This is a genomic window from Curtobacterium sp. MCBA15_005, assembly GCF_001864855.1.
Lineage (GTDB): Bacteria > Actinomycetota > Actinomycetes > Actinomycetales > Microbacteriaceae > Curtobacterium > Curtobacterium flaccumfaciens.
In genome coordinates this window covers 67,523-90,046 of sequence record NZ_MJGL01000078.1, presented here as the reverse complement: position 1 = coordinate 90,046, position 22,524 = coordinate 67,523, and the positions used below count along the sequence as shown (strand labels likewise).

Genomic DNA, 22,524 nt, shown 5'->3' with positions numbered 1-22,524 from the left:
GGCACCGGGCCTCCAGTCCGTCTGGTGGTCGCGATCGCGACCCCCACTCAGCTGAGCTGGTTGGCCTCGACCCAGGACAGGTACTCCGGGCTCACGGTGCCCGTGACGTACTCGCCCGTGAAGCAGCTCATCTCGAGGTCGGTCACGTCCGAGCCCTCGATGATGGCGTCGCGCATGTCCCCGACCTCCTGGTAGATCAGGTGGTCGCTGCCGAGCACGCGGTTGATCTCCGGGATCTTCCGGTCGTGCGCGATGAGCTCCGCGCGCGTCGGCATGTTGATGCCGTAGACGTGCGGGAACCGGACAGGGGGAGCGGCACTCGTGAACGTGACCTCGTTCGCGCCGGCGGCCCGGGCCATCTCGACGATCTCGCGGCTCGTGGTGCCGCGGACGATCGAGTCGTCGACGATCAGGATGTTCTTGCCCTTGAACTCGGACGACATCGCGTTGAGCTTCTGGCGCACCGAACGCTTGCGCTCCGCCTGCCCCGGCATGATGAAGGTGCGGCCGACGTAGCGGTTCTTGTAGAAGCCCTCGCGGTACTCGATGCCGAGCTTCCGGGCGACCTGCATGGCCGCCGGACGGCTCGAGTCCGGGATTGGCATGACCACGTCGATGTCACCGGTCGGCGCGTACTGCTCGATGGTGTCGGCGAGACGGTTGCCGAGGCGCAGACGCGCGTCGTAGACCGAGATGCCGTTCATCACCGAGTCGGGACGTGCCAGGTAGACGTACTCGAACGAGCACGGCACCAGGCGCGGGTTCTTCGCGCACTGGCGGGCGTGCATCTGGCCGTTCATCTCGATGAAGACGGCCTCGCCCGGGGCGATGTCGCGGACGATCTCGTACCCGCCGGACTCGAGCACGAGCGACTCGCTCGCGACGACCCACTCCGGCTGCCCGGCCTCGTCGAACTTGTGGCCGAGGATCAGCGGGCGGATGCCGAACGGGTCGCGGAAGGCCAGCAGCCCGTGCCCGGCGATGGTCGCGATCGTGGCGTAGGAGCCCTCGACCCGCTCGTGCACGCGCTCGACGGCGTCGAAGACCTGACCCGGGTCGAGGTTCGCACCGCGGACCTGGCCCTGCAGCTCGTGCGCCAGCACGTTCACCAGGAGCTCGGTGTCGCTCGTCGTGTTCAGGTGGCGACGGTCGATGTCGAACAGTTCACGCGTGAGTTCCCGCGTGTTGGTGAGGTTGCCGTTGTGGACGAGGACGATGCCGTACGGCGCGTTCACGTAGAACGGCTGGGCCTCTTCCTCGTTCGTCGCGGCGCCCTTGGTGGCGTAGCGGACGTGTCCGAGCCCCATGGTGCCGAGGAGGGCACGCATGTCGCGGGTCCGGAACGCCTCGCGCACGTGGCCGCGGGTCTTGTGCATGTGGTGCACGTGACCCTCGACCGTGGCGATGCCCGTCGAGTCCTGCCCGCGGTGCTGCAGGAGGAGCAGTGCGTCGTAGATGGATTGGTTGGCGGGGCCCTGCGCAACAAGGCCGACGATGCCGCACATTCGCGGGTGTGCTCCAGACCGTAGAATCGGGGGGTACCGAACAAGTCTGCCATGTCACCGCGAAGGACTCCGCATGCCCAACCCGTACGCCGAAGCCGGAGTGGACACCGCTGCCGGTGACCTGGCCGTCGAACTGATGAAGTCCGCGGTCGCGGCCACCCACAACGCCTCGGTCCTCGGTGGCGTCGGCGGGTTCGCCGGGCTCTACGACGTCTCGTTCCTGAAGGACTTCTCACACCCGTTGCTCGCGACCTCGACCGACGGCGTCGGCACCAAGGTCGCCATCGCGCAGGCGATCGACAAGCACGACACCATCGGGCAGGACCTGGTCGGCATGGTCGTCGACGACATCGTCGTGGTCGGCGCGAAGCCGCTGTTCATGACCGACTACATCGCCTGCGGTCGCGTCGTGCCCGGCCGGATCGCCGACATCGTCGCCGGCATCGCCCGCGGCTGCTCGGAGACCGGCACCGCCCTGGTCGGCGGCGAGACCGCCGAGCACCCGGGGCTGCTCGGCCCGGACGACTACGACGTGGCCGGTGCGGCGACGGGTGTCGTCGAGGCCGACGCACAGCTCGGAGCGCACCTGGTGCAGGACGGCGACGTGGTCCTGGCGATCGAGTCGTCGGGCCTGCACTCGAACGGCTACTCGCTCGTGCGGCACATCCTGTCGTCGCGAGGCGTCGGCTTCACGGACCAGCTGCCCGAGCTGAGCGGCGTCGGGTTCGGCGGCGCGGTCTCCGTCGGCGAAGCCCTGCTCGAGCCGACCCGCCTGTACACCGCACCGCTCCTGGCGCTGCTCGAGGAGCACCCGGGCGCGGTGCACTCGCTCTCACATGTGACCGGTGGTGGCATCGCCGCGAACCTGGCGCGCGTGCTGCCCGTCGGCTCCTGGGTCGAGGTCGAGCGTTCCACCTGGCAGCCGCTCCCGGTCTTCCGGGTCCTGGCCGACATGGCCGGCACCCCGATCGAGGACACCGAGGGCACGTGGAACCTGGGCATCGGCATGTTCGCCGTCGTCTCGGCCGGGGCCGCTGCCGAGGTCATCGCCTCGCTCGGTGCCGCCGGCATGCCCACGTGGCCCGTCGGCACGATCGCCACGTCCGCGCGGGACCTGACCGGGTTCGAGCAGGGCGCCAAGGGTGTCGACGGCGGCGCGGTCCGGCTCGTCGGGAGCTACGCGGGCTGACCCGCTCGGTGCCGTGCCGTGGTGCGTGCGGTGCCGTGCCGTGGTGCGTACGGTGAGTGGTCACGAACCGTCGTTTGGGGGGCCTGCAACCGACGGTTCTTGACCACTCGACGTCATGCACGCGGTGAGTCGTGACCACTCGCGCCCGGGGACCCGGGCGCGGCAACGGGGCGTGGCACCGGGAGTGTGGCGAGTGCGGGGTGGCCCCTGCCGCCGGCGTGGGGTGTCCCGGGACCCGCCGTGGTGCGTGCGGTGAGTGGTCACGAATCGTCGTTTGGCGGGCTTGCAACCGACGGTTCTTGACCACTCGGTGTCATGCACGCGGTGAGTCGTGACCACTCGAGGCCGGGGACCCGAGTGCGCCGAGGGATGCCTGGGCACACTCGGTGCCTGGGCGCGCCCGATGTCCGGGCACGCGGAAACGCCGCGCTGCCCGAGGGCTGCGCGGCGTGACTGCGAGAGAGGTCAGGCGGACTTGTTCTGGTCTGCCTGGGTCTCGAACTCGTCTTCGTCTTCCGCCGGTTCCGGACCGTACTGGTCCGCCCAACGGTCGACGTAGTTCTCGTCGGAGTGTTGTCCGGCGGAGAGCTCCTGCTCGAGCGCACCGTAGTTCGTCTGCGGGCTGAAGTACTTCAGCTCACGGGCGACCTTGGTGTGCTTCGCCTTCTGACGGCCGCGCCCCATGCGTGACCCCCTCGTTCGGCTCTGGTCCGGTCCTGGCGAATGACGGAGGATCACTCGGGGAACCAGACGGTTCGTGGTTTGAAATCTGCCGATCACTCTACCATGTACCTCGATCTGGACGTCGCGCGACGGCTGGCCCGCACAGCAGAATCGAAGTGATGACGGAACCCCTCGAGACCCCGGTCGACCAGCACGCCCGCGTGGTGGTGATCGGTGCGGGGCAGGCGGGGCTCTCGGTGGGATACCACCTGCGTCGCCTCGGACTCGTTCCCGGCAGCGACCTGGCGATCCTCGACCGCGCGCCGAGCACCGGTGGGGCGTGGCAGTTCCGGTGGGAGGCGCTGCGGCTCGGGGCGGCGCACCGTGTGCACGACCTGCCCGGCATGCGCGCGATGGGCCTGGAGTTCGACGACGCCGACCGGTCACGACCCGCGCGGGACGTCGTCGGGGAGTACTACCGGCGGTTCGAACAGCACTACGACCTACGGGTGCGGCGCCCGGTCACGGTGACGTCCGTCTCACGCATCGACGGCGACGGCGGCGTGGCGGGCGACGCCCCGACGGACGGCGGCCTGTGCGTCACGACCCGGAGTGCCGACGGCACCGTCACGCGCATCCGTGCCGAGGTCGTGGTGAACGCGTCCGGCACGTGGAGCACCCCGTTCGTACCGTGGTACCCGGGGCGCGACGTGTTCCGTGGGCGGCAGGTCGACACGACCGAGTACCGCAGCGCCACCGAGTTCACCCGCCAGGACGTCGTGGTGGTGGGCGGTGGGACGAGCGCCATCGGGTTCCTGCTCGAACTCGACGGCGTCGCCCGTTCGACGCGGTGGTTCACTCGCCGCCCGATGGTCTGGGCCGGGACCGCGTCGCTCGACGTCGAGTCCGCGGTGGCCGCCGTCGACGAACAGGACCGGGCCGCCCGCGCCGGCGAGGTCCTGCCGAGCATCGTCAGCGGCACCGGGGTCCCGGTGTCGCGGCGGATCCGCGCCGGCATCGACCGCGGCGTGCTGCGTGACGAGCCGATGTTCACGCGGATGGACGAGACCGGGGTGGTGACGGCAGACGGCACCCACGTACACGCCGACGCGGTGATCTGGGCGACGGGGTTCCGGGCCGACCTGCGGCACCTCGCGCCGCTGCACCTGCGGACCACGGCGGGCGGGGTGGTGGTCGAGGACGGCCGGTCCGGCGAGGAGCCGCGGTTGTTCCTGGCCGGCTACGGTCCCCAGGCATCGACCATCGGTGCGAACCGGGCCGGACGGCGCATCGCCCGCCAGGTCATGGACGCGCTGGCGGGCTGACGGCACTGCGGCCCCTCGCACGGTGCGAGGGGCCGCGTGAACGGTGTGAGGGGCCGCGTGAACGGTGCGAGGTTCCGTTCCCGGTGCAGGCCTCGTGAGCTCGCACGGGCGACGGAACCTCGCACCGGACGAGCTGAAGCGCGCGGCTCAGGCGGGCAGGGGCTCCTCGACGCCACGACGACGGCGCGACGACTTGAGCACCAGGGCATCGAGCGAGAACCGCCCGGGCCCGGTCAGCGCCACGGCGAGGGACGCCACCGCGAGGACGAGCACGTACTCGAACCCGCCGTCCTGCGAGTAGAAGCCGGCGGTGCCGTGGGCCAGGAACCCGGCGACGACCATGTCGACGGCCAGCAGCACGCCGACGACGCGGGTCGCGACACCGAGCACGAGCAGGATGCCACCGACGAGCTCGAGGCCGGCGACGAGGGGTGCTGCGACCTCGGCGAGGGGGACGCCCATGCCCGAGAAGCCCTGCACCGCGTTGGGGATGCCCTGGGCGAACTTCTGGGCGCCGTGGGCGATGAACACCACCCCGAGGACGATGCGGAGCGCGGTCAGGCCGATGGAGGTCGATGTCGTTCGCATGGCCACGAAGGTAGCCGGTGACGCGTCATCGATCGTCCTCGAACAGGGGACTGACCGCGCTTCGCCAGAACATGCCCAGAGCATGCCCAGACAGCGGTCCGCCGAAGGGCGGACCGCTTCTCAGGAATCGGCGCCGCGGCCGGTCTGCTGCTGGAGGCGGTCGATGTGCTCCGACGCCTGCGCCTTGGTGAGGTCGGCGGGGAGTTCCTCGCCGGCTTCGCGGGCCAGGGTGTCGAGGTAGCTGCGCTGCGGTCCGGTCATGGGCTCGTCGCCGGTGACCCACTGCTCGGGGTCCTTGCTCGCGTCGGTGGAGGGGTCGGGTCGGGGGCCGCCGAGGGTCTCGCCCTGGATCGGTGCGTCCGGGGTCTGCTGCTGGTCACGGTCTGCGTCACTCATGCCCGCGACGGTACGCCGCACCCCCGTCACGACACGCAGCAGCGGCGTCCCCCGAAGCGGCACACCGGCACAGCGCGCACGACGGCACAGCGCGCACAACGGCACGCAAACGCACCGAAGCGGCTCAGACGGCCGTCGCCGCGTACCGCACCAGATCGGGCCCGACCGCACTCGTGGCGATCGGCACGACGCGGTCGTCCCGCCGGATCCAGATGGTCGCCGCACGCTCGTCGATACGGTCGACCTCGTGCAGCTCGCCGTCGAGCAGCACCGACGCCGTGACCCGGACGTGCCCGCTCGCCGGACGTGGGGGCAGCCCCACCACGTCGTCGCCGTAGGCCGGGTGTTCGCCGGGCTGCAGGAACGGGGACACCGGGGCCGTGACGACCTCGAGTCCCTCGTCGACCGCGGTCACCGCCACCAGGCGGACGGCCTGGTCGGTCGGCAGCGGCACGTCGACGACGGGCTCGGCGGTGGGGCCGGCCAGTGCGCGGAAGGCGGGCCGACCGTCGGGGGCGAGGTGGGCCTCCAGGCCGTCGATCCGGACGCGACCGCGCCCACGGGAGTCGGCGTAGACACCGGGCTCGATGCCGGACTGCCGCGCCTCGAGCCGGGTGAGGACGACGCGGTCCGGGCGGTACCAGTCGCGGAGCGCGGCCGGGTCCACCCAGCCGACGCTCGGGACTCCGCGGGAGAGCGCGGCGGACTCGTCGGCGGCACGCTCGTCGCGCGCACCGAGGGGGTGCTCGCCGCGCACGGCGACGAGCCCTTCGAGCGGGCTGCCGGCCGGCGGTTCGTGGTCGAGCACCTCGACTCGCTTCGAGACCTTGCCGCCGTGTCCGTCGAACGTGGCGAACGTCCGCAGGTCACTGATGGTCATGGGGCCACATGCTACGACTCGTCGGCTCCCCGTCGCGGCGGCGAGGGCACGAGGGCGTGGATCTCGCCCGTGCAGAGCGCGGGGTCGATGCCCTCGGCGGGGCCGGCCGGACGGGTCGCGCGGCGCGGCTGGATGCTGTTGCGCTCGGCGGACCGGAGCAGGCGGTCCTCGGCCGAAGCCGAAGCCGAGGCCGCGGCCTCGGCCGACGAACCGGGCTGCGCGGGGCGGCGGAGCGGGGGCCGGATGGGCTCGCCGCGGCGCTCCTGGCCGGGCAGCGGGCGGGAACGGCGGCCGTAGAGCAGCTCGGACGAGTCGAGCAGCCACGGCACCAGGGCCACGGTGACGCCGTGCACGAGCAGCAGCTTCTTGCGGATGCGGCGGCCACGGTGGTTGTGGAGCAGGCCCTCCCACCAGTGCCCGACGATGAAGATCGGGGTGTAGACGGTGACGACCTCGGAGCCGTGCTCGGCCCGGTGTGCCTTGATGTACTTGATCAGGGGCATCGAGATGTCGCGGTACGGGCTCGGCACGATCGTCAGCGGCACCTGGATGCCGTACTCCGCCCACTGGTCGCGCAGGCGTTGGGACTCGGCGTCGTCGATCGCGACGTGCACTGCCTCGATGCTCGCGTGCTCGGCGGCGACCGCGTAGTCGAGCGCCTTGAGCACGGGCTTCTGCAGCTTGTTCACCAGGACGATGGCGTGGTCCCCGGTGGCGCCGAACTTCGTCTCGACGTCGGCCTCGATCTCGTGCGAGACGTCGCGGTAGTAGCGGTTCACGCCGAGCATGAGCACGTACAGCACCGGCATGATCAGGAACACGAGCCAGGCGCCGTGGGTGAACTTCGTGATCGTGACGATGACGAGCACCACGAGGGTGAAGGTCGCACCGATGGCGTTGATCGTCCGGGAGCGGACGACCTGCCCACGGTTCACCGGTGGCTCGCCGTCGGCGGCGGGCGCCCCGTCCCGGTCCCGATCGGCCCGCAGCAGTCGTGTCCAGTGCACGACCATGCCCGTCTGTCCGAGCGTGAACGACACGAAGACACCGATGATGTAGAGCTGGATGAGGCTCGTGACGTTCGCCCGGTAGACCACGAGCAGCGCCGCGGCGACCAGGGCCAGGACGATGACGCCGTTCGAGTAGATGAGCCGGTCGCCGCGGGTCGAGAGCGCCTTCGGGGCGTACGAGTCGCGCGCCAGGATCGAGCCGAGCAGCGGGAACCCGTTGAAGGCCGTGTTCGCCGCGAGGAGCAGGACCGCGGCCGTCGTCGCCTGGATCACGAAGAACAGCACCGAGTTGTTGCCGAACGTCGCGGCCGCGATCTGCGCGATGAGCGAGCGCTGCGGCGTGGTGGCGCAGTTCGCGAAGCCCTGCAGGTCGCAGGCACGCTCGGCGTAGTGCACGTGCGACACGAGCGCCAGGGTGATGAGCCCGATGAACAGGACGATCGCGATGCCGCCCATCGCGACCAGGGTGGCCTGCGCGTTCTTGATCTTCGGACGGCGGAACGCCTGCACGCCGTTCGCGATGGCCTCGACGCCGGTCAGGGCCGAGCAGCCCGAGGCGAAGGCGCGGAGGAGCAGCAGGATGAACGCCGCCTGCGTGGTGTGCTCGACGTTCTGCACGGTGTACGCCGCGGACTCGGCGACCGGGGCGTTGCCGGCGGCGACCCGGACGAGCCCGGTGACGACCATCACGAAGACGCTCGCCACGAACAGGTAGGTCGGGATCGCGAAGGCCTTGCTCGACTCCCGCACACCCCGCAGGTTCGCGGCGGCGAGCAGCACGACGAACAGCAGGGCGAGCTCGACGCGGAAGTGGTCGAGCATCGGGAGCGCCGAGATGATGTTGTCGACACCGGAGGCGACCGACACGGCCACCGTCATCACGTAGTCGACGAGCAGCGCGCTCGCGACGACGAGCCCGGCCTTCTCACCGAGGTTCCGGTGCGCCACCTCGTAGTCGCCACCACCCGACGGGTACGCCTTGATGAGCTGTCGGTACGAGGCGACGACGACCACGAGCAGCAGCACGACGAGTGCGGCGACCCACGGCGCGAACGTCAGGAAGGCCATGCCGCCGAGCAGCAGGATCATCAGCAGTTCCTGCGGCGCGTACGCGACAGAGGACAGCGGGTCACTCGCGAAGATCGGCAGGGCCAGGTGCTTCGGGAGGAGCTGTCCTTCGAGCTTCTCAGAGGGGAGGGGATCCCCGATCAGTCGTGCTTTCAACGACCGGATCTCGTTCGTCACGAGCGGCAAACCTACTCAGTTCCGGGCGCGAGTCAACACGGTTCGCCTGCCGCATATTCCCGGCTGCCCACTGGTGCTCCACCCTGGGGGCCGTGCACCCCGTGCGGTTGACGCAGCGTCAAGCATTACAGTCACCAGCATGAGCGCATCGACAGGCCCAGACGACCCAGCTGCGAAGGCTCCCCACGTCATCACCGAAGTGGCGCGTTCCGCCGGTGTCTCGAGTCGGACCCTGCGGCACTACGAGGCCGTCGGGCTGCTGCCGGCCACGGCCGTCGGCGCCGGTGGGCTCCGGCGCTACGACGACCGTGCGCTCGTCCGACTGCAGCGCATCCTGCTGCTGCGCGGGCTCGGACTCGGACTTCCCGAGATCGCGCGACGGCTCGACGACGAGGGTGACGACGTCGCCGCGCTCACGGCGCACCTGACGTGGCTCGAGCACGAACGAGACCGCCTGGCCCGGCAGCTCGCAGCCGTGCGCACCACCGTGGCGCGCATCGAGCACGGGGAGGACCTGGCGGCGGCCGACGCGTTCGCCGGCTTCCCGCCGACGCGGCTGCCGGGTTCCTGAGGCGCCGGCAGCCCCCCGCACGCGGCGGGCCGACAGTCGGTGCGGACGGCGGCCGGGAGGCCCGTGGTCGCGACCGCCTGTCGGCCGCCGGCTGTCAGAGCGACTTGCGCAGGGCCTCCAGGCCGTCACGCAGACGCGTCACGGTGTCCGCATCGAGCGTGCCGCGGGTCGCCCGGCGGCGCAGGTCCGCACGCACCTGCTGCCGGAACGACGACAGGGCCATCTCGAGCTCGCGCAGGGCGCGGGCGCTGTCCGACGGCACGGACACGGGCTCCTCGGCGGAACCCGTCGCCGGGCTCTCGGCGGCGGCGGCCAGGTCGGCACGGAGCGAGCGCATGGCCTCGCCGACCGAGGCGCGCACGCCGTCGGCCAACGACTTCACCGAGTCGCTCACGCCGGACTCGACCGCGGCGATCTCGTCGGCACGCGCCGCGAGCTCGGCACGGCCGGCGTCCGTGATCGCGTAGACGGTCTTGCGGCCGTCGGCGGTCTTGGTGACCAGGCCGTCGTCCTCGAGCTTGGCGAGCCGGGGGTACACGGTGCCGGCGCTCGGTACGTAGGTGCCGCCGAAGCGGTCGCCGAGTGCCTGGATGAGCTCGTAGCCGTGCATCGGGTGGTCGGCCAGCAGGACGAGCAGGTAGAGGCGCAGGTGGCCGTGGGCGAAGACGGGGCTCATTCGGGCACCTCGCTCTCGTTCGTCGGGGTGGTCGACGGGGTGGTCGGTGTCGTCGGGGGTGCCGGCTCGGCGACCGGCGGGGCGTGCAGCACCGCGATGTCGCCGGAGACGGAGTTCACCCGCAGGTCGAGCCACTGGCCGGACAGTTCGCCGCCCTGCTTGACGTACGAACCGCGCACTCCGCGGATCTCGGCGTCGTCGAACTGCAGCTTGCCGGTCGCGGTGTTCACCGTGCACTTGTAGGCGACGCCGTCCGCCAGGCGGACGCTCACCGACCCGGACACCGTGTTGACGCGGGCGGACTCGGGGGCACCGTGCAGGTCGAGCACGACGTCGGCCGAGACGCCGTCGGCCTGGAACCGCGGGATCTCGCCGGTGGCCACGACGTCGCCGGAGACGGTGTGCACCGCGAGTGCGCCGTCGAGGTCGCGGATTGTGGTGGCGCCCGAGACGGCGTTGACCGTGACGTCACCCGCGACACCGTCGACGACGAGGTCACCGGACACCGTGTTGAGGGTGGCACCGCGGTTCGTGCCGGACAGCAGCGCACCGGCCGAGACGACACCGAGCGTGATGCCGGCGTCGCGGGGGACCAGGATGCTGACGTCGGCGTGGGCCTTGCCGCGGAAGGACTTCAGGAACCCGATGGGGTCGTCCCACCGGACCTGGGGGTGGTCGACGGTGAGGGTGTCGCCGTCGACCTCGATGAGCATCTGCTTGCCGGACACGCTGTGGATCTCGACCCGGGCCGTGGGTTCGTCGTGTGCGACGACGTCCACCTGTCCGCCGACGAGGCCGACACGCACGGTGCGCACGATGCCGGTGTCGATGACCTTGGGCTCGTCGACGAGCCACTTCTCCTGCGCCATGTTGCCTCCTGGAACTCGCGATGTATCGCGTCTGTGCAGGTCACGCTATATCGCGTTCCCCACGGCCGCAAGGGGTCACACGCGATCGCCGGGCGAGCGCCGGGCGATCGTGAGCAGGAATGGTCGGGTCGGTGCCGTGGACCCGACCATTCCTGCTCACGAAGCGGAGGTGGCGGGGGTGGGGCGGGCCTCCAGGGCGGGTGTGATGGCGGGTGCTGCGTCATCCCGCGCTGCGGCCGTGCGCTCGGGGCTCCACGGGAACCGGCGGAAGTGCGGCATGAGCGGCTGGACCATCGGGCCGATCGCGAACGCCGCGATGACGGTGCCGGCACCGACGTCCCCGCCGAGGACCCACCCGACGATCACCACGGTGACCTCGACCAGGGTCCGTGCGAGCCAGATCGGCCAGCCGAGCCGCTGGTGCAACCCGACCATCAGGCCGTCCCGCGCCCCGGTGCCGAACCCCGCACCGATGTAGAACGCCGTCGCGACCGCGAGCAGCACGAGTCCCGCGGCGAACAGCGCGATCCGGGCGACGATCCCCGACGGCTCCGGCACCAGCCAGAGCACCAGGTCCGCACTCGGCCCGATCGCCAGGGCGTTCAGCAGCGTCCCGATGCCCGGCTTCTGACGCAGCGGGATCCACAGCAGCAGGATGACGCCGCTCGACACGACCGTGATGACGCCGAACGACCACGGCACGACGTTCTCGAGCCCCTGGGTCAGCACGGTCCACGAGCTCACGCCGACCACCGCCCGGACCTGCAGTGCGGTCGAGGCGCCGTAGAGGAACAGTCCGACGAAGAGCTGGACGAAGCGCAGGGTGAGGGCGGTGCGGCGGGGCATGTGGCCATCGTCCCGACAGATTGGCCTGCTGGTCGAGAGCCAATCGCGCTACCGTGGACCCGTGCCCCCTGTCCTGATCAGTGCCCGCGCCGCCGCCCACCTGCTGACCGACTGGCGCGCGAGCACCGACGCGCCGGCCTACGAGGCGCTCGCCGATGCCCTCCGGGTCCTCGTCATCGACGGGCGGGTCGCCCAGGGGGTCCGGCTCCCGGCCGAGCGCGGGTTGGCCGCAGCCCTCGGCGTCTCACGCACCACCGTCGCGAACGCCTACGCCCGCCTGCGCTCCGACGGGTTCCTGGTGTCCGTCCGTGGCTCCGGCAGCGTGGTCCACCTGCCCCGTGACCTGGTCGGCCGGCCCGACCCCGAACGCCTGGGCGGGGTCGTCGAGGGGGACCTGCTCGACCTGCGCAAGGCGGCCCTGCACGCGGCCCCCGGCATCGACGAGGCGGTTGAGCGGGCGGTCCGGCACGTGCCCGCCGCGCTCGCCGGCATCGGTTACGACACCGTCGGCGACCCCGGCCTCCGCGCCGCGATCGCCGCGCGCTACACCGAGCGCGGACTGCCGACCGAGCCCGCCCAGGTCATCGTCACCATCGGCGCGCAGCACGCGATCGCCCTGCTCGCGCGCGTGCTCGTCCGCCGCGGCGACGCCGTCCTCGTCGAGTCCCCGACCTACCCGCACGCGCACGAGGCCTTCCGCGAAGCCGGCGGCCGCCTGGTCGGCGTCCCCGTCGATGCGCGGACGGGGTGGGACGCCGCCGCGCTCGAGACGACGCTGCGTCGCACCGCGCCCTCCGTCGCCTACGTCATGCCCGAGCTCCACAACCCGACCGGTGCGACCATGTCCGCATCGACCCGCCAGCTCCTGCTGTCGGTCGCGGCATCGGTCGGCACGACCGTCATCGCCGACGAGACGATGGGGGAGCTCAGGATCGACGGTTCGCCGTCGCCGCCGTTGGCAGCGGCGGACCCGTCGGGGGCGTCGGTCGTGATGATCGGTTCCGCCGCCAAGGTCTTCTGGGGCGGGCTGCGGATCGGCTGGATCCGCGCCGACCCGGCGCTGCTGCAGCGGCTGCTGCTCGCTCGCCCGACGGGCGACCTCGGCACCCCCGTGCTCGACCAGCTGGTCGTGCGCGAGCTGGTCCCGCGCACGGCGGCCGTCCTGGAGGCGCGGCGTGCGTCCCTGCGCGAAGGTCGCGACGCGGTCGTGGGGGCGCTCCGGGCGCGGCTCCCGGAGTGGGACGTCCCGGCGCCGGCGGGCGGGTTGACGACGTGGGTGGGGCTCGGGCGGCCGGTGTCGAGCGCGCTCGTGCTCGCCGCGCGGGCCGAGGGCGTGGTGCTGGCCTCGGGCGGGGTGTTCGGGCCGGACGGCGGGTTCGAGCGGTTCCTCCGGGTGCCGTTCACGATGGCCCCGGCCGATCGGGGGCGGTTGGTCGACGTGCTGTCGCGTGCGTGGGAGCGGGTCGGTGGCGAGTCGACCGGGGTGCGGGGGTCGTTGGCGGCGGTGGTCTGAGCGGTGCGTCGTCCGGGCTCGGTGTCGTGCGCCGGGGCTCGGTGTCGTCCGCCGGGCTCGGTGTCGTGCGCCGGGGCTCGGTGTCATCCTCTGGGGTGAGGCCGGGTCGGGGGTTGTCGCTCCTCGGGGTGATGCGGCGGCGGTGGGGTCCGGCGAGGCTGGAGCCATGAACGCGACCCTGTCCGCCGGAACCCGCTCCGCTGTGCCGACGCCCGTCGACCCGCCCGCGCCGGTCCCTGCCGTGGTGCGGGTCACCATCGCGCTGAGCGGGGCGGCTCTTGCCGGCGTCCTGACGTCGTTCGGGCAGGCGGTGCCCGCACTCGCATCCGTGTCGAACTCGGCCGGACCGTGGTTCCTCGTCGCCGCGCTGCTGTGCCTGGCGGCGGGAGCACGAGCGGGCCGGGTCGCCCTGCCGCTCGCGATGGTGCTCGGCGTCGTGCTCCTCGAGCTCATGCACGTCGGGTACTGGGCCACGACGGTCCTGCGCGGGTTCCCAGACGTGCTGTCGATCACGAACCCGTGGGTGCTGCTCGGGGTGCCGGCCGGGCTGCTGGCCGGGGCGGTCGCCGTGGCGGTGCGGTCCCGCGACGCCCGGTGGCGCGCGGGGGCGCTCGGTGTGACGGCCGCGGTGCTCGTCGGTGAGGGGATCCGCGGGCTGCTGCAGGTCGCCGCGACGACCGGGCACGTGACCTGGGTCGTCGAGATCGTCGTCGGCGTGGTGCTCCTCGGCATCGGGGTCCTCGGCACCCGCTCACCCGTCGCGCGCGTGGTGGCGCTCGGCACCGGGGTCGTCGGGACGGTCGCGGTGCTCGGGGCCTACCTGGTGCTCGGCGGGTTCTGATCCGTCGGTGGGTCCTGGCCCTCGGTCCTGATCCGACGGCGGGTTCTGGCTGCCAGCCGAGCGTTCGTCGGTCGGTCCTGCGAGGATCGATGACGTGCACCTCCTCTCGGTCTTCAGCCTGCGCAACCGGGCCCTCATCGCGCTCGTCACGATCGTGGTCGCGGTCTTCGGCGGCATCGCGCTCTCGAGCCTCAAGCAGGAGCTGATCCCCAGCGTCGAGTTCCCGCAGGTCGCGATCGTCAGCGCCTACCCCGGAGCCACGCCAGAGGTCGTGTCGAACGACGTCTCGACCAAGATCGAGCAGGCGATCCAGGTCGTCCCGGACCTCGAGTCGACCAGCGCGACCTCGTCCACCGGGCAGAGCGTGGTGTCGGCGTCGTTCCAGTACGGATCGAACCTGGCCAGCGCCGAGGACAAGATCCAGACCGCGGTGAACGCGCTGTCGCTGCCCGACTCGGTGCAGACGCAGATCGTCACCGGGTCCTTCGACGACCTGCCGGTGCTGCAGATCGCGGTCTCGGCGTCCGGCAACCAGGAGCAGCTCGTCGACCGGCTGCAGGCCTCGGCGATCCCCGACCTCGAGAAGCTCGACGGCGTGCGGCAGGCGGACGTCTTCGGCAACCCGGGTCGTCGGGTCGTCATCACGCCGAACCAGGACGAGCTCGCCGCCCGCGGCCTGACCCAGACGGCGATCTCGGACGCGCTCGACGACAACGGCACCCTGATCCCCGGCGGCACCATCACCGAGGACGGCTCGACCCTGTCGGTGCAGACGGGCGAGCGGATCGCTTCGCTCGACGACATCCGCGCCCTGCCGCTCACGAGCTCGTCGAGTTCTTCGGGCTCATCGGGGTCGGACGGGTCCGGGTCGGGTGCCGCCGGTGCCGCCGGGACGACATCGTCCGGTGACGGCACGGCTGCGGGTGCCACCGGTGCGGGTGCCACCGGTACGGGCGCGACCGGCACCGGCGCGACCGGAACCGGCACGGGTACGACCGGCACCGGGGCGACCGGTGACACCGCGACGGGCGGGTCCACGACCGCGGCCACTCCCACCGACACCACCCTGGGCGACGTCGCGAAGGTCGCCATCACGGAGTCGCCGCGCACCTCGATCAGCCGCGTGGACGGCCAGCAGGCCCTGACGATCTCGATCACGAAGACGCAGGAAGCCAACACCGTCGACGTCTCCAAGACCGTGCGCGACGCCCTGCCCGGCATCGAGGACAAGATCGAGGGCGACCCCCGTTTCACCGTCGTCTTCGACCAGGCGCCCTACATCCAGCAGTCCATCGACTCCCTGGCCGAGGAAGGCCTGCTCGGGCTCGCCTTCGCGGTGATCGTCATCCTGGTGTTCCTGCTGTCGTGGCGCTCCACGCTCGTCACCGCGATCTCGATCCCGACGTCGGTGCTCCTCGCCGCGATCGGCATGCGCGCCGCCGGGTACACGCTCAACATCATCACGCTGGCGGCCCTCACGATCGCGATCGGCCGCGTGGTCGACGACTCCATCGTCGTCATCGAGAACATCAAGCGGCACATGCTCCCCGGCGTCGACCGCGGCCGTGCCGTGCGGGACGCCGTGCGCGAGGTCGCCGGTGCCGTCACCGCGTCGACGCTGACGACCGTCGCGGTGTTCCTGCCGGTCGCCTTCGTCGCCGAACTCGTGGGGGAGCTGTTCCGGCCGTTCGCCGTGACCGTCACCCTGGCGCTCGTCGCGTCGTTGTTCGTCTCGCTCACCATCGTCCCGGTGCTCGCGTACTGGTGGCTGCGCCCGCCGAAGGCGAAGCCGGGCGACGCGACGACGGCATCGGAGGCGGAAGCGGAAGCGGTCGCAGCGCCGTCGGCTCCCGACGTCGAGCACGATCGCTCCGAGGGTGCGCTCGCCTCCGCCGCCGACCTGCACGACGCCGGCACCGCCGACCGTCTGCGCCGCGTCTACCTGCCGGTGCTCCGGTGGGTCGTCCGGAAGCCGGTCGTCGTCATCCTGCTCGCCGTGATCGTGCTCGGCGGAACGGTCGCGACGCTGCCGTTCGTCACCACGAACTACCTCGGCGACTCGGGGCAGAACACCTTCACGGTCACGCAGGACCTGAAGGCCGGCTCCAGCCTCGCCGTCCAGTCCGAGTCCGCCCGCAAGGTCGAGCGCGCGCTGCAGGACGTCGACGGCGTCGAGACCGTGCAGACCACCATCGGCACGAGCGGCCAGTCGATCCAGGCGGCGTTCGGCGGTGGCGGCAGCGCCTCGGTGCAGTACGCCGTCACGACCGACGCCGAGGCCGACCAGCCGACGATCCAGGCCGACGCCCGGAAGGCGATCGGGTCGATCGAGAACGTCGGCGAGGTCACCATCGCGTCCTCCGGCGGCGGGTTCGGCGGCAGCAGCGACATCGAGGTCGACGTCACCGCGCCGACCCAGGCGCAGCTCGAGACGGCGTCGCGCCAGGTGCTGAAGACCATGCAGTCGGTCCCGGACACCACGGGCGCCACGAGCAACCTGTCCGCCGCGGAGCCGTTCCTTGCCGTCCGGGTCGACCGCCAGAAGGCCGCGTCACTCGGCCTGACCGAGACCCAGGTGGGTGGCCTCGTCGCCGCAGCGGTCTCGCCGCGGGACACCGGCAGCATCGAGATCGACGACGCGACGCTCGACGTCTACATCGCCGACCCGGAGCCGCCGACCACCATCGGCGCACTCCGTGCCCTCGACGTGCCGACGAGCACGGGCACGGTCCCGCTGTCCGACGTCGCCACGGTCGAGGAGTCCGAGGGGCCGACCACCGTCACCACGACGAACGCAGCCCGCACCGCCACGATCACCGTGACGCCGGACGCCACGAACCTCGGTGCGGCCGTGCAGTCCGTCACGACCGCCGTCGACGAGCTCGACCTGCCGAAGGGTGCGACCGCCTCGATCGGTGGCGTCGCCGCCAGCCAGTCGTCGGCGTTCTCGCAGCTCGGGCTCGCGGTGCTGGTCGCCGTGCTGATCGTCTACGTGATCATGGTCGCGACGTTCCGGAGCCTGCTCCAGCCGCTGCTGCTGCTCGTGTCGGTGCCGTTCGCGGCGACGGGTGCGATCCTGCTGCAGATCGCGTCGGGCGTCCCGATCGGCGTCGCGTCGCTGATCGGTCTGCTCATGCTCGTCGGCATCGTCGTGACGAACGCGATCGTGCTCATCGACCTCGTCAACCAGTACCGACGGCGCGGCTTGCGGGTGCGCGAGGCGTTGATCGAGGGCGCCACACGACGCCTCCGTCCGATCCTGATGACGGCGATGGCGACGATCTTCGCGCTGCTGCCGATGGCGATCGGGCTGACCGGCAAGTCCGGCTTCATCTCGCAGCCGCTGGCCCTGGTCGTGATCGGTGGCCTGGTGTCCTCGACGCTGCTGACGCTCGTGGTGCTGCCGGCGCTGTACTTCGTGGTCGAGCGGGCTCGAGAGCGCCGCGCGGATCGGCGGGCAGCGCGGCAGACGGAGCCGGGCGAAGCGGTCTAGCGGCGGTACTCGGCGTCGATGGCGGCGAGGGGCGAGACGACGACGCGCTCGGTCCGCTCCTCGCGCTCGACGGCACGGAACCACGACACGAGCACCAGGGTCAGCGTCACGAGGAACACCACGGCGGCGCCCTGCGACACGACGGCCAGCTGCCCGGTGACCGAGGCGTACCCGCCGAACGACACCGCGGCGACGAACGACAGCCCGAGCAGCAGCTCCCCGAACGTCTGCAGCGCCGGGCGGTCCCAGCGGGTCGCAGCGGCGCGGGCAGGGCGGGTCGAGGTGTCGGTCACCCCAGAAGTCTGCGGCCGGGGGCGCGGCAGCGGCAGTCCCGACTCCGGGTGGCACCCACCCGGGGCACGCGGTCGGACCCCCTGCGCGGTCGGCCGGTCGGACGCCATGCGCGATCAGGCGGTCAGCCGGCGCGGTCAGCCCAGCTGCGTCCGCAGGAACGTGACCACGCGGCGGCTCATCGCCTCGTCGAGCTGGGCGATCGAGTGCGCCGTGCCCTCGACCGCCACGAACGTCACCGGGACGTCGTGGGACCGGAGTGTCGCGGCGAACTCCTGCGACTCCCACATCGGGATGAACTCGTCGGTGGAGTGCCCGATGAAGAACGGCGCGGTGTCCGAGGTGACGTGGAACTCCGGCGACGCCCTGGTGGCCGCCGGGCACCTGGCGTACGACCGGCACCCCAGGTAGAGCAGCTGCTTGCGCTGGAAGGCCGCCGACACCCCGTCGGGCTCGGTGGACCGGGTGGTCAGGTTCGTCGGCCCGCTCAGGTCGACCACGGCACGGATCCGGTCGCCGTCGGCGTACGCGGCGGAGTCGTGGTCGGTGACGGCGAGCATCGCGGCGAGGTTGCCGCCGGCGCTGCCGCCGAACACGCCCACGCGCTGGGAGTCGACGTCGTAGGTCTCGAGCGTCGCCGGACGGAACACGTAGTCGAGCGCACGGCGGACGTCATCGAGCCCGGCCGGGAACGGGTCGGTCGGCGCCAGCCGGTAGTCGACGTTGAACGTCACGAACCCCTCGGACGCCAGGTACTTGCACACGGACCGGTAGGCGGCGGTCGCCTTGTCGCCGTGCGACCAGCTGCCGCCGTGGATCATCAGGACCGCCGGGCGTCCGGTGGCGGCCCCGACCGCTCGGGCATCGGGGTCGGCGGTGGCCGAGGCGGACGGCGTCGCGGTGGGGGTCGCCGTCGTCGCGGGGTCGCTGTCGGCCGGCAGGCACACGTCGAGGCGCTGCAACGGATCGGTGCCGTAGGGCACGTCGGCCACCACGTCGATGCCGTGGTACCGCAGCGACAGCGGGTAGATGATGCTGTCCGCGGTCACCGTCGCGTTCTCGTCGCCGACCGGGTCCGTGCTGCAGGACGCCATCGCGCCGAGCGCCACGACCGCGGCGACGAGCGCGAGCACTGAGCGGCGGCCGGACTTCATCACGTCCACGCTAGCCGCACCGGCAGCCGCCCACGTCACCCGAGCGGAGGACGGCAGTGCGAGGATGAGCACGGCAGCCGCCGACCGGAGCACCGCAGGAGGACCCGTGAGCAATCGCAAGGCCTGGAACGCCGATCCCGAACCACTGCTCCGCGTCGAACCCGGGTTCCGCCTCGACCAGGTGGACCCGGACGGCACCCCGGGCTTCCCCGGCCGCAAGATCGACGGCCTCGAAGCCCTCGCCGCCGGCGCCTCCCGTCTCGCCGCCCTGCAGGAGCGCCTGTACGCGGCGTCGACCGCCGGCGACGAGCGGCGGGTGCTGCTCGTGCTGCAGGCGATGGACACCGCGGGCAAGGGCGGCATCGTCTCGCACGTCGTCGGTGCGGTCGACCCGAACGGCGTGCACTACGCCGGCTTCAAGGCCCCGACGGCCGAGGAGCGCGAGCACGACTTCCTCTGGCGCATCGAGCAGCAGCTGCCCGCAGCCGGGCAGCTCGGCGTGTTCGACCGCTCGCACTACGAGGACGTGCTCGCCCAGCGGGTCCGTGGGCTCGCCGCGCCGGACGAGATCGAACGTCGGTACGGCGCGATCACCGCCTTCGAGGACGGCCTCGCCGCCGCCGGCACGACCATCGTCAAGGTCATGCTGCACATCTCGAAGGACGAACAGCGCGAGCGCCTCGGCGACCGGCTCGACCGCCCCGACAAGCACTGGAAGTTCAACCCTGGCGACATCGACGACCGCCTGCTCTGGGACCGCTACCAGCAGGCGTACCAGATCGCCCTCGACCGCACGTCGACCCCGCAGGCTCCCTGGTACGTCGTGCCCGCGAACCGCAAGTGGTACGCCCGCCTCGCCGTGCAGCAGCTCCTGCTCCGGGCGCTGGAGGACATGCACCTGTCGTGGCCGAAGGCGGACTTCGACGTCGCCGAGCAGCGTCGTCGGCTCGCGGAGTCCTGAGCGCACGACCCCGGCCTGGAGGCCCGTCCCGCGTCCGGCACGCCGCCGCCGGACCGCGCGGGGCTGGCGTCAAGGCACCGGCTCGCGTAGACTCGCTCGGTCGGCCTTCGACGTCGTGACATTGTGATCACGGAAATTCTGCTGGGTGTGTGTTGCTCGAGGGCTGGAATCACGTCGACTCGCGACGGGATGAACCCCCTCTCCGCAAGCAGCCCCCGCCGATGTCGCTGTCGGGCGCTGCGGTACGTTGCGCACCCGAGAAAGCAGCCATGGCCCCGTACAACAAGGGCGGCGCGGACAACCGCGCCTCCGACCGCGTCCGCCACCCGAACGGCACCCCCGCCGCCCGCAGCAGCAAGCACCGCGGGTTCCGCGCCGCCGACTCCTCGCAGCCGCGCCAGAAGCAGCGCTGGGACGCCGAGGAGCGTCGCGGCCGCGCGTCGCAGGGCGAGCGTCCGGCCCGTCCGAACTGGGAGCCGCGTGACAGTGGCGGCCAGCGGCGCCCCGACCGCGACGACCGTGGCGGGCGTGGCTACAACCGCGACGCTCCCTACTCGCACGGCCGTCCCGACGCTCCGCAGGCTCCGCGTCGCGCCGGAACCGGCTCGCAGGGGCCCAGTGCCCCGCGTCGCTTCGATCGTGACGACCGTGCACCGCGTCGTGACAACGACGACCGTCCGCGTCGTTCGTTCGACCGCGATGACCGCGCTCCGCGTTCGTTCAACCGTGACGACCGCGCGCCCCGTCGCGACAACGACGACCGTCCGCGTCGTTTCGACCGCGATGACCGCGCCCCGCGCAGCTTCAACCGCGATGACCGTGCCCCGCGTCGTGACAACGATGACCGTCCGCGTCGTTCGTTCGACCGTGACGACCGTGCGCCCCGTCGGTTCGACCGCGACGACCGCGCTCCGCGCAGCTTCAACCGCGACGACCGTGCGCCCCGTCGTGACAACGACGACCGTCCCCGTCGTTTCGACCGCGACGACCGCCCGCGTCGTTCGTTCGACCGCGACGACCGTGCGCCCCGTCGTGACAACGACGACCGCCCGCGTCGCTCGTTCGATCGCGATGACCGCGCCCCGCGCAAGTTCGACCGTGACGACCGCGCCCCGCGCAAGTTCGACCGCGACGACCGCACCGACCGTGCCCCGCGCCGCTCGTTCGACGAGCCCGAGCGCGGCAAGTTCGTGCCGGCCGACGACGTCAAGCTCGAGAAGCTCCAGGCCGAGGCCACCATCGCGGCCGACGTCGAGGGCGTGACCTTCGGTGACCTGGGCATCGGCGGCAACATCTCCCGCGCCCTGCAGGAGCTCGGCGCCTCGAGCCCGTTCCCGATCCAGGCGGCGACGATCCCCGACGTGCTCGCCGGCAAGGACGTCCTCGGTCGTGGCCGCACCGGCTCCGGCAAGACCATCGCCTTCGGTGCGCCGCTGGTCGAGAAGCTCATGGAGCACGGCGGCGGCACCAAGCGCAAGATGGGCCGCGCCCCGCGTGCGCTCATCCTCGCGCCGACCCGTGAGCTCGCCCTGCAGATCGACCGCACGGTGCAGCCCATCGCCCGTTCGGTCGGCCTGTTCACGACGCAGATCTACGGCGGCGTGCCCTACGGCCGTCAGGAGGGCGCGCTCGAGCGCGGCGTCGACATCATCGTCGGCACCCCCGGTCGTGTGCAGGACCTCATGAACAAGGGGAAGCTCGACCTCAGCGAGGTCATCATCTCCGTGCTCGACGAGGCCGACCACATGTGCGACCTCGGGTTCCTCGAGCCGGTGCAGGAGATCCTCTCCGCCACGGCCGAGGTCACCCCGCAGGGCAACCGCGCGCAGAAGCTGCTGTTCAGCGCGACGCTCGACACCCAGGTCGCGGCGCTCGTCGAGCAGTTCCTGCACGAGCCGAGCGTGCACGAGGTCGCGGGTGAGGACCAGGCGTCCTCGACCATCGACCACCGTGTCCTCGTGGTCGAGCAGCGCGAGAAGGACCGTCTCCTCGAGGAGCTGGTCGCTGGCGACGGCAAGACCATCGTCTTCGCCCGGACCCGCGCCTACGCCGAGCGTCTGGCCGACCAGTTCGAGGACGCCGGCATCCGCGCGACCTCGCTCCACGGTGACCTGAACCAGTCGCGTCGCACGCGCAACCTGCAGCTGCTCACGAGCGGCCGCGTCAACGTGCTCGTCGCCACCGACGTCGCCGCCCGCGGCATCCACGTCGACGACGTCTCGCTCGTCGTGCAGGCCGACGCCCCGGACGACTACAAGGCGTACATGCACCGCTCCGGCCGCACGGGTCGTGCCGGCAAGGAGGGCACGGTCGTGACCATCGTCCCGCGTGGCCGCATCCGCAAGATCGAGGGCATCCTCGAGCGCGCCGAGATCGAGGCGGACCTGGTGCAGGCCGCACCCGGTGACGGCATCGTGTCGGAGCTCGCCGCGCGCTAGTCGCGAGCACACGACGGACGGGAGGCCCGGTACCAGCTGGTACCGGGCCTCCCGTCCGTCACACGGTGCG

19 protein-coding genes are annotated in these 22,524 nt (G+C 71.8%); 8 read left to right on the top strand and 11 right to left on the bottom strand.

What is annotated here, in order from left to right:
* Nucleotides 1–47: 47 nt before the first annotated feature.
* Complete coding sequence (gene purF / locus BIU89_RS16300; RefSeq protein ID WP_027465037.1) at nucleotides 48–1,505, bottom strand: amidophosphoribosyltransferase; 1,458 nt, start codon at nucleotides 1,503–1,505, stop codon at nucleotides 48–50.
* A gap of 73 nt (nucleotides 1,506–1,578) precedes the next feature.
* On the opposite strand from purF, the gene purM reads away from it, so the two are divergent.
* Nucleotides 1,579–2,694 carry a phosphoribosylformylglycinamidine cyclo-ligase gene (gene purM, locus BIU89_RS16295; RefSeq protein ID WP_027465038.1) on the top strand — a complete coding sequence of 372 codons (1,116 nt, stop codon included), beginning with the start codon at nucleotides 1,579–1,581 and terminating at the stop codon, nucleotides 2,692–2,694.
* 465 nt (nucleotides 2,695–3,159) lie between these two features.
* Here the strand turns inward: purM and BIU89_RS16290 are convergent, their stop codons facing one another.
* Nucleotides 3,160–3,378: a DUF3073 domain-containing protein gene (locus tag BIU89_RS16290; protein WP_017886249.1), complete on the bottom strand. Its 219-nt coding sequence runs from the start codon at nucleotides 3,376–3,378 to the stop codon at nucleotides 3,160–3,162.
* A 158-nt stretch (nucleotides 3,379–3,536) separates the two neighbouring features.
* Here BIU89_RS16290 and BIU89_RS16285 point away from each other — a divergent pair, with 158 nt between their 5' ends.
* Nucleotides 3,537–4,682 (top strand): NAD(P)-binding domain-containing protein, encoded by a 1,146-nt coding sequence (locus BIU89_RS16285; RefSeq protein WP_083404436.1) that lies wholly within the window; start codon nucleotides 3,537–3,539, stop codon nucleotides 4,680–4,682.
* A 147-nt stretch (nucleotides 4,683–4,829) separates the two neighbouring features.
* On the opposite strand, the gene BIU89_RS16280 is transcribed toward BIU89_RS16285, so the two are convergent.
* The 4 genes from BIU89_RS16280 to BIU89_RS16265 all read right to left on the bottom strand — a co-directional run bounded on the left by BIU89_RS16280 (nucleotide 4,830) and on the right by BIU89_RS16265 (nucleotide 8,810).
* Nucleotides 4,830–5,270 carry a DoxX family protein gene (locus BIU89_RS16280; protein WP_071248336.1) on the bottom strand — a complete coding sequence of 147 codons (441 nt, stop codon included), beginning with the start codon at nucleotides 5,268–5,270 and terminating at the stop codon, nucleotides 4,830–4,832.
* A gap of 120 nt (nucleotides 5,271–5,390) precedes the next feature.
* Entirely contained in the window at nucleotides 5,391–5,666 is a 276-nt protein-coding gene (locus tag BIU89_RS16275; RefSeq protein ID WP_017886246.1) for a DUF3072 domain-containing protein, read from the bottom strand.
* Between the two features lie 124 nt (nucleotides 5,667–5,790).
* On the bottom strand, nucleotides 5,791–6,546 hold the full coding sequence (locus BIU89_RS16270; protein WP_071248333.1) for a hypothetical protein: 756 nt from the start codon (nucleotides 6,544–6,546) through the stop codon (nucleotides 5,791–5,793).
* 11 nt (nucleotides 6,547–6,557) lie between these two features.
* Entirely contained in the window at nucleotides 6,558–8,810 is a 2,253-nt protein-coding gene (locus tag BIU89_RS16265; protein ID WP_071248331.1) for an APC family permease, read from the bottom strand.
* Nucleotides 8,811–8,940: 130 nt separating this feature from the next.
* Between BIU89_RS16265 and BIU89_RS16260 the strand changes: the two genes are divergently transcribed.
* On the top strand, nucleotides 8,941–9,372 hold the full coding sequence (locus BIU89_RS16260) for a MerR family transcriptional regulator (protein ID WP_083404435.1): 432 nt from the start codon (nucleotides 8,941–8,943) through the stop codon (nucleotides 9,370–9,372).
* A 94-nt stretch (nucleotides 9,373–9,466) separates the two neighbouring features.
* Here the strand turns inward: BIU89_RS16260 and BIU89_RS16255 are convergent, their stop codons facing one another.
* The 3 genes from BIU89_RS16255 to yczE form a co-directional block, all read right to left on the bottom strand.
* The gene (locus BIU89_RS16255; protein ID WP_071248325.1) at nucleotides 9,467–10,048 is read right to left on the bottom strand and encodes a PadR family transcriptional regulator; all 582 of its coding nucleotides are present in this window, start codon (nucleotides 10,046–10,048) and stop codon (nucleotides 9,467–9,469) included.
* Nucleotides 10,045–10,917 (bottom strand): DUF4097 family beta strand repeat-containing protein, encoded by an 873-nt coding sequence (locus BIU89_RS16250; protein WP_071248322.1) that lies wholly within the window; start codon nucleotides 10,915–10,917, stop codon nucleotides 10,045–10,047. The genes BIU89_RS16255 and BIU89_RS16250 overlap by 4 nt, the downstream gene beginning before the upstream one ends.
* Nucleotides 10,918–11,073: 156 nt before the next feature.
* Complete coding sequence (gene yczE, locus BIU89_RS16245) at nucleotides 11,074–11,763, bottom strand: membrane protein YczE (protein ID WP_083404434.1); 690 nt, start codon at nucleotides 11,761–11,763, stop codon at nucleotides 11,074–11,076.
* 61 nt (nucleotides 11,764–11,824) lie between these two features.
* Here yczE and yczR point away from each other — a divergent pair, with 61 nt between their 5' ends.
* From yczR to BIU89_RS16230, 3 genes are all read left to right on the top strand, one after another.
* Complete coding sequence (gene yczR, locus BIU89_RS16240; protein WP_254791676.1) at nucleotides 11,825–13,276, top strand: MocR-like transcription factor YczR; 1,452 nt, start codon at nucleotides 11,825–11,827, stop codon at nucleotides 13,274–13,276.
* 166 nt (nucleotides 13,277–13,442) lie between these two features.
* On the top strand, nucleotides 13,443–14,117 hold the full coding sequence (locus BIU89_RS16235) for a DUF6518 family protein (protein ID WP_027465047.1): 675 nt from the start codon (nucleotides 13,443–13,445) through the stop codon (nucleotides 14,115–14,117).
* Nucleotides 14,118–14,211: 94 nt separating this feature from the next.
* The gene (locus tag BIU89_RS16230) at nucleotides 14,212–17,610 is read left to right on the top strand and encodes an efflux RND transporter permease subunit (RefSeq protein WP_254791674.1); all 3,399 of its coding nucleotides are present in this window, start codon (nucleotides 14,212–14,214) and stop codon (nucleotides 17,608–17,610) included.
* Here the strand turns inward: BIU89_RS16230 and BIU89_RS16225 are convergent.
* Both BIU89_RS16225 and BIU89_RS16220 read right to left on the bottom strand, forming a co-directional pair.
* Nucleotides 17,607–17,903 carry a hypothetical protein gene (locus BIU89_RS16225; RefSeq protein WP_027465048.1) on the bottom strand — a complete coding sequence of 99 codons (297 nt, stop codon included), beginning with the start codon at nucleotides 17,901–17,903 and terminating at the stop codon, nucleotides 17,607–17,609. The two genes, BIU89_RS16230 and BIU89_RS16225, sit on opposite strands and share 4 nt — an antisense overlap.
* Before the next feature lie 135 nt (nucleotides 17,904–18,038).
* Nucleotides 18,039–19,055, bottom strand: coding sequence for an alpha/beta hydrolase (locus tag BIU89_RS16220; protein WP_139179289.1), 1,017 nt, complete (start codon nucleotides 19,053–19,055; stop codon nucleotides 18,039–18,041).
* 106 nt (nucleotides 19,056–19,161) lie between these two features.
* On the opposite strand from BIU89_RS16220, the gene BIU89_RS16215 reads away from it, so the two are divergent.
* Together BIU89_RS16215 and BIU89_RS16210 are read left to right on the top strand one after the other, a co-directional pair.
* Nucleotides 19,162–20,016, top strand: coding sequence for a polyphosphate kinase 2 family protein (locus BIU89_RS16215; RefSeq protein ID WP_027465049.1), 855 nt, complete (start codon nucleotides 19,162–19,164; stop codon nucleotides 20,014–20,016).
* A gap of 269 nt (nucleotides 20,017–20,285) precedes the next feature.
* Nucleotides 20,286–22,454 carry a DEAD/DEAH box helicase gene (locus BIU89_RS16210; RefSeq protein WP_071248318.1) on the top strand — a complete coding sequence of 723 codons (2,169 nt, stop codon included), beginning with the start codon at nucleotides 20,286–20,288 and terminating at the stop codon, nucleotides 22,452–22,454.
* Nucleotides 22,455–22,524 lie beyond the last annotated feature (70 nt).

Bases quoted from the DNA above. Each gene is read 5' to 3' on its own strand.
- purF (WP_027465037.1), bottom strand. From the start codon at position 1,505: ATGTGCGGCATCGTCGGCCTTGTTGCGCAGGGCCCCGCCAACCAATCC.
- purM (WP_027465038.1), top strand. From the start codon at position 1,579: ATGCCCAACCCGTACGCCGAAGCCGGAGTGGACACCGCTGCCGGTGAC.
- BIU89_RS16290 (WP_017886249.1), bottom strand. From the start codon at position 3,378: ATGGGGCGCGGCCGTCAGAAGGCGAAGCACACCAAGGTCGCCCGTGAG.
- BIU89_RS16285 (WP_083404436.1), top strand. From the start codon at position 3,537: ATGACGGAACCCCTCGAGACCCCGGTCGACCAGCACGCCCGCGTGGTG.
- BIU89_RS16280 (WP_071248336.1), bottom strand. From the start codon at position 5,270: ATGCGAACGACATCGACCTCCATCGGCCTGACCGCGCTCCGCATCGTC.
- BIU89_RS16275 (WP_017886246.1), bottom strand. From the start codon at position 5,666: ATGAGTGACGCAGACCGTGACCAGCAGCAGACCCCGGACGCACCGATC.
- BIU89_RS16270 (WP_071248333.1), bottom strand. From the start codon at position 6,546: ATGACCATCAGTGACCTGCGGACGTTCGCCACGTTCGACGGACACGGC.
- BIU89_RS16260 (WP_083404435.1), top strand. From the start codon at position 8,941: ATGAGCGCATCGACAGGCCCAGACGACCCAGCTGCGAAGGCTCCCCAC.
- BIU89_RS16255 (WP_071248325.1), bottom strand. From the start codon at position 10,048: ATGAGCCCCGTCTTCGCCCACGGCCACCTGCGCCTCTACCTGCTCGTC.
- BIU89_RS16250 (WP_071248322.1), bottom strand. From the start codon at position 10,917: ATGGCGCAGGAGAAGTGGCTCGTCGACGAGCCCAAGGTCATCGACACC.
- yczE (WP_083404434.1), bottom strand. From the start codon at position 11,763: ATGCCCCGCCGCACCGCCCTCACCCTGCGCTTCGTCCAGCTCTTCGTC.
- BIU89_RS16235 (WP_027465047.1), top strand. From the start codon at position 13,443: ATGAACGCGACCCTGTCCGCCGGAACCCGCTCCGCTGTGCCGACGCCC.
- BIU89_RS16220 (WP_139179289.1), bottom strand. From the start codon at position 19,055: ATGAAGTCCGGCCGCCGCTCAGTGCTCGCGCTCGTCGCCGCGGTCGTG.
- BIU89_RS16210 (WP_071248318.1), top strand. From the start codon at position 20,286: ATGGCCCCGTACAACAAGGGCGGCGCGGACAACCGCGCCTCCGACCGC.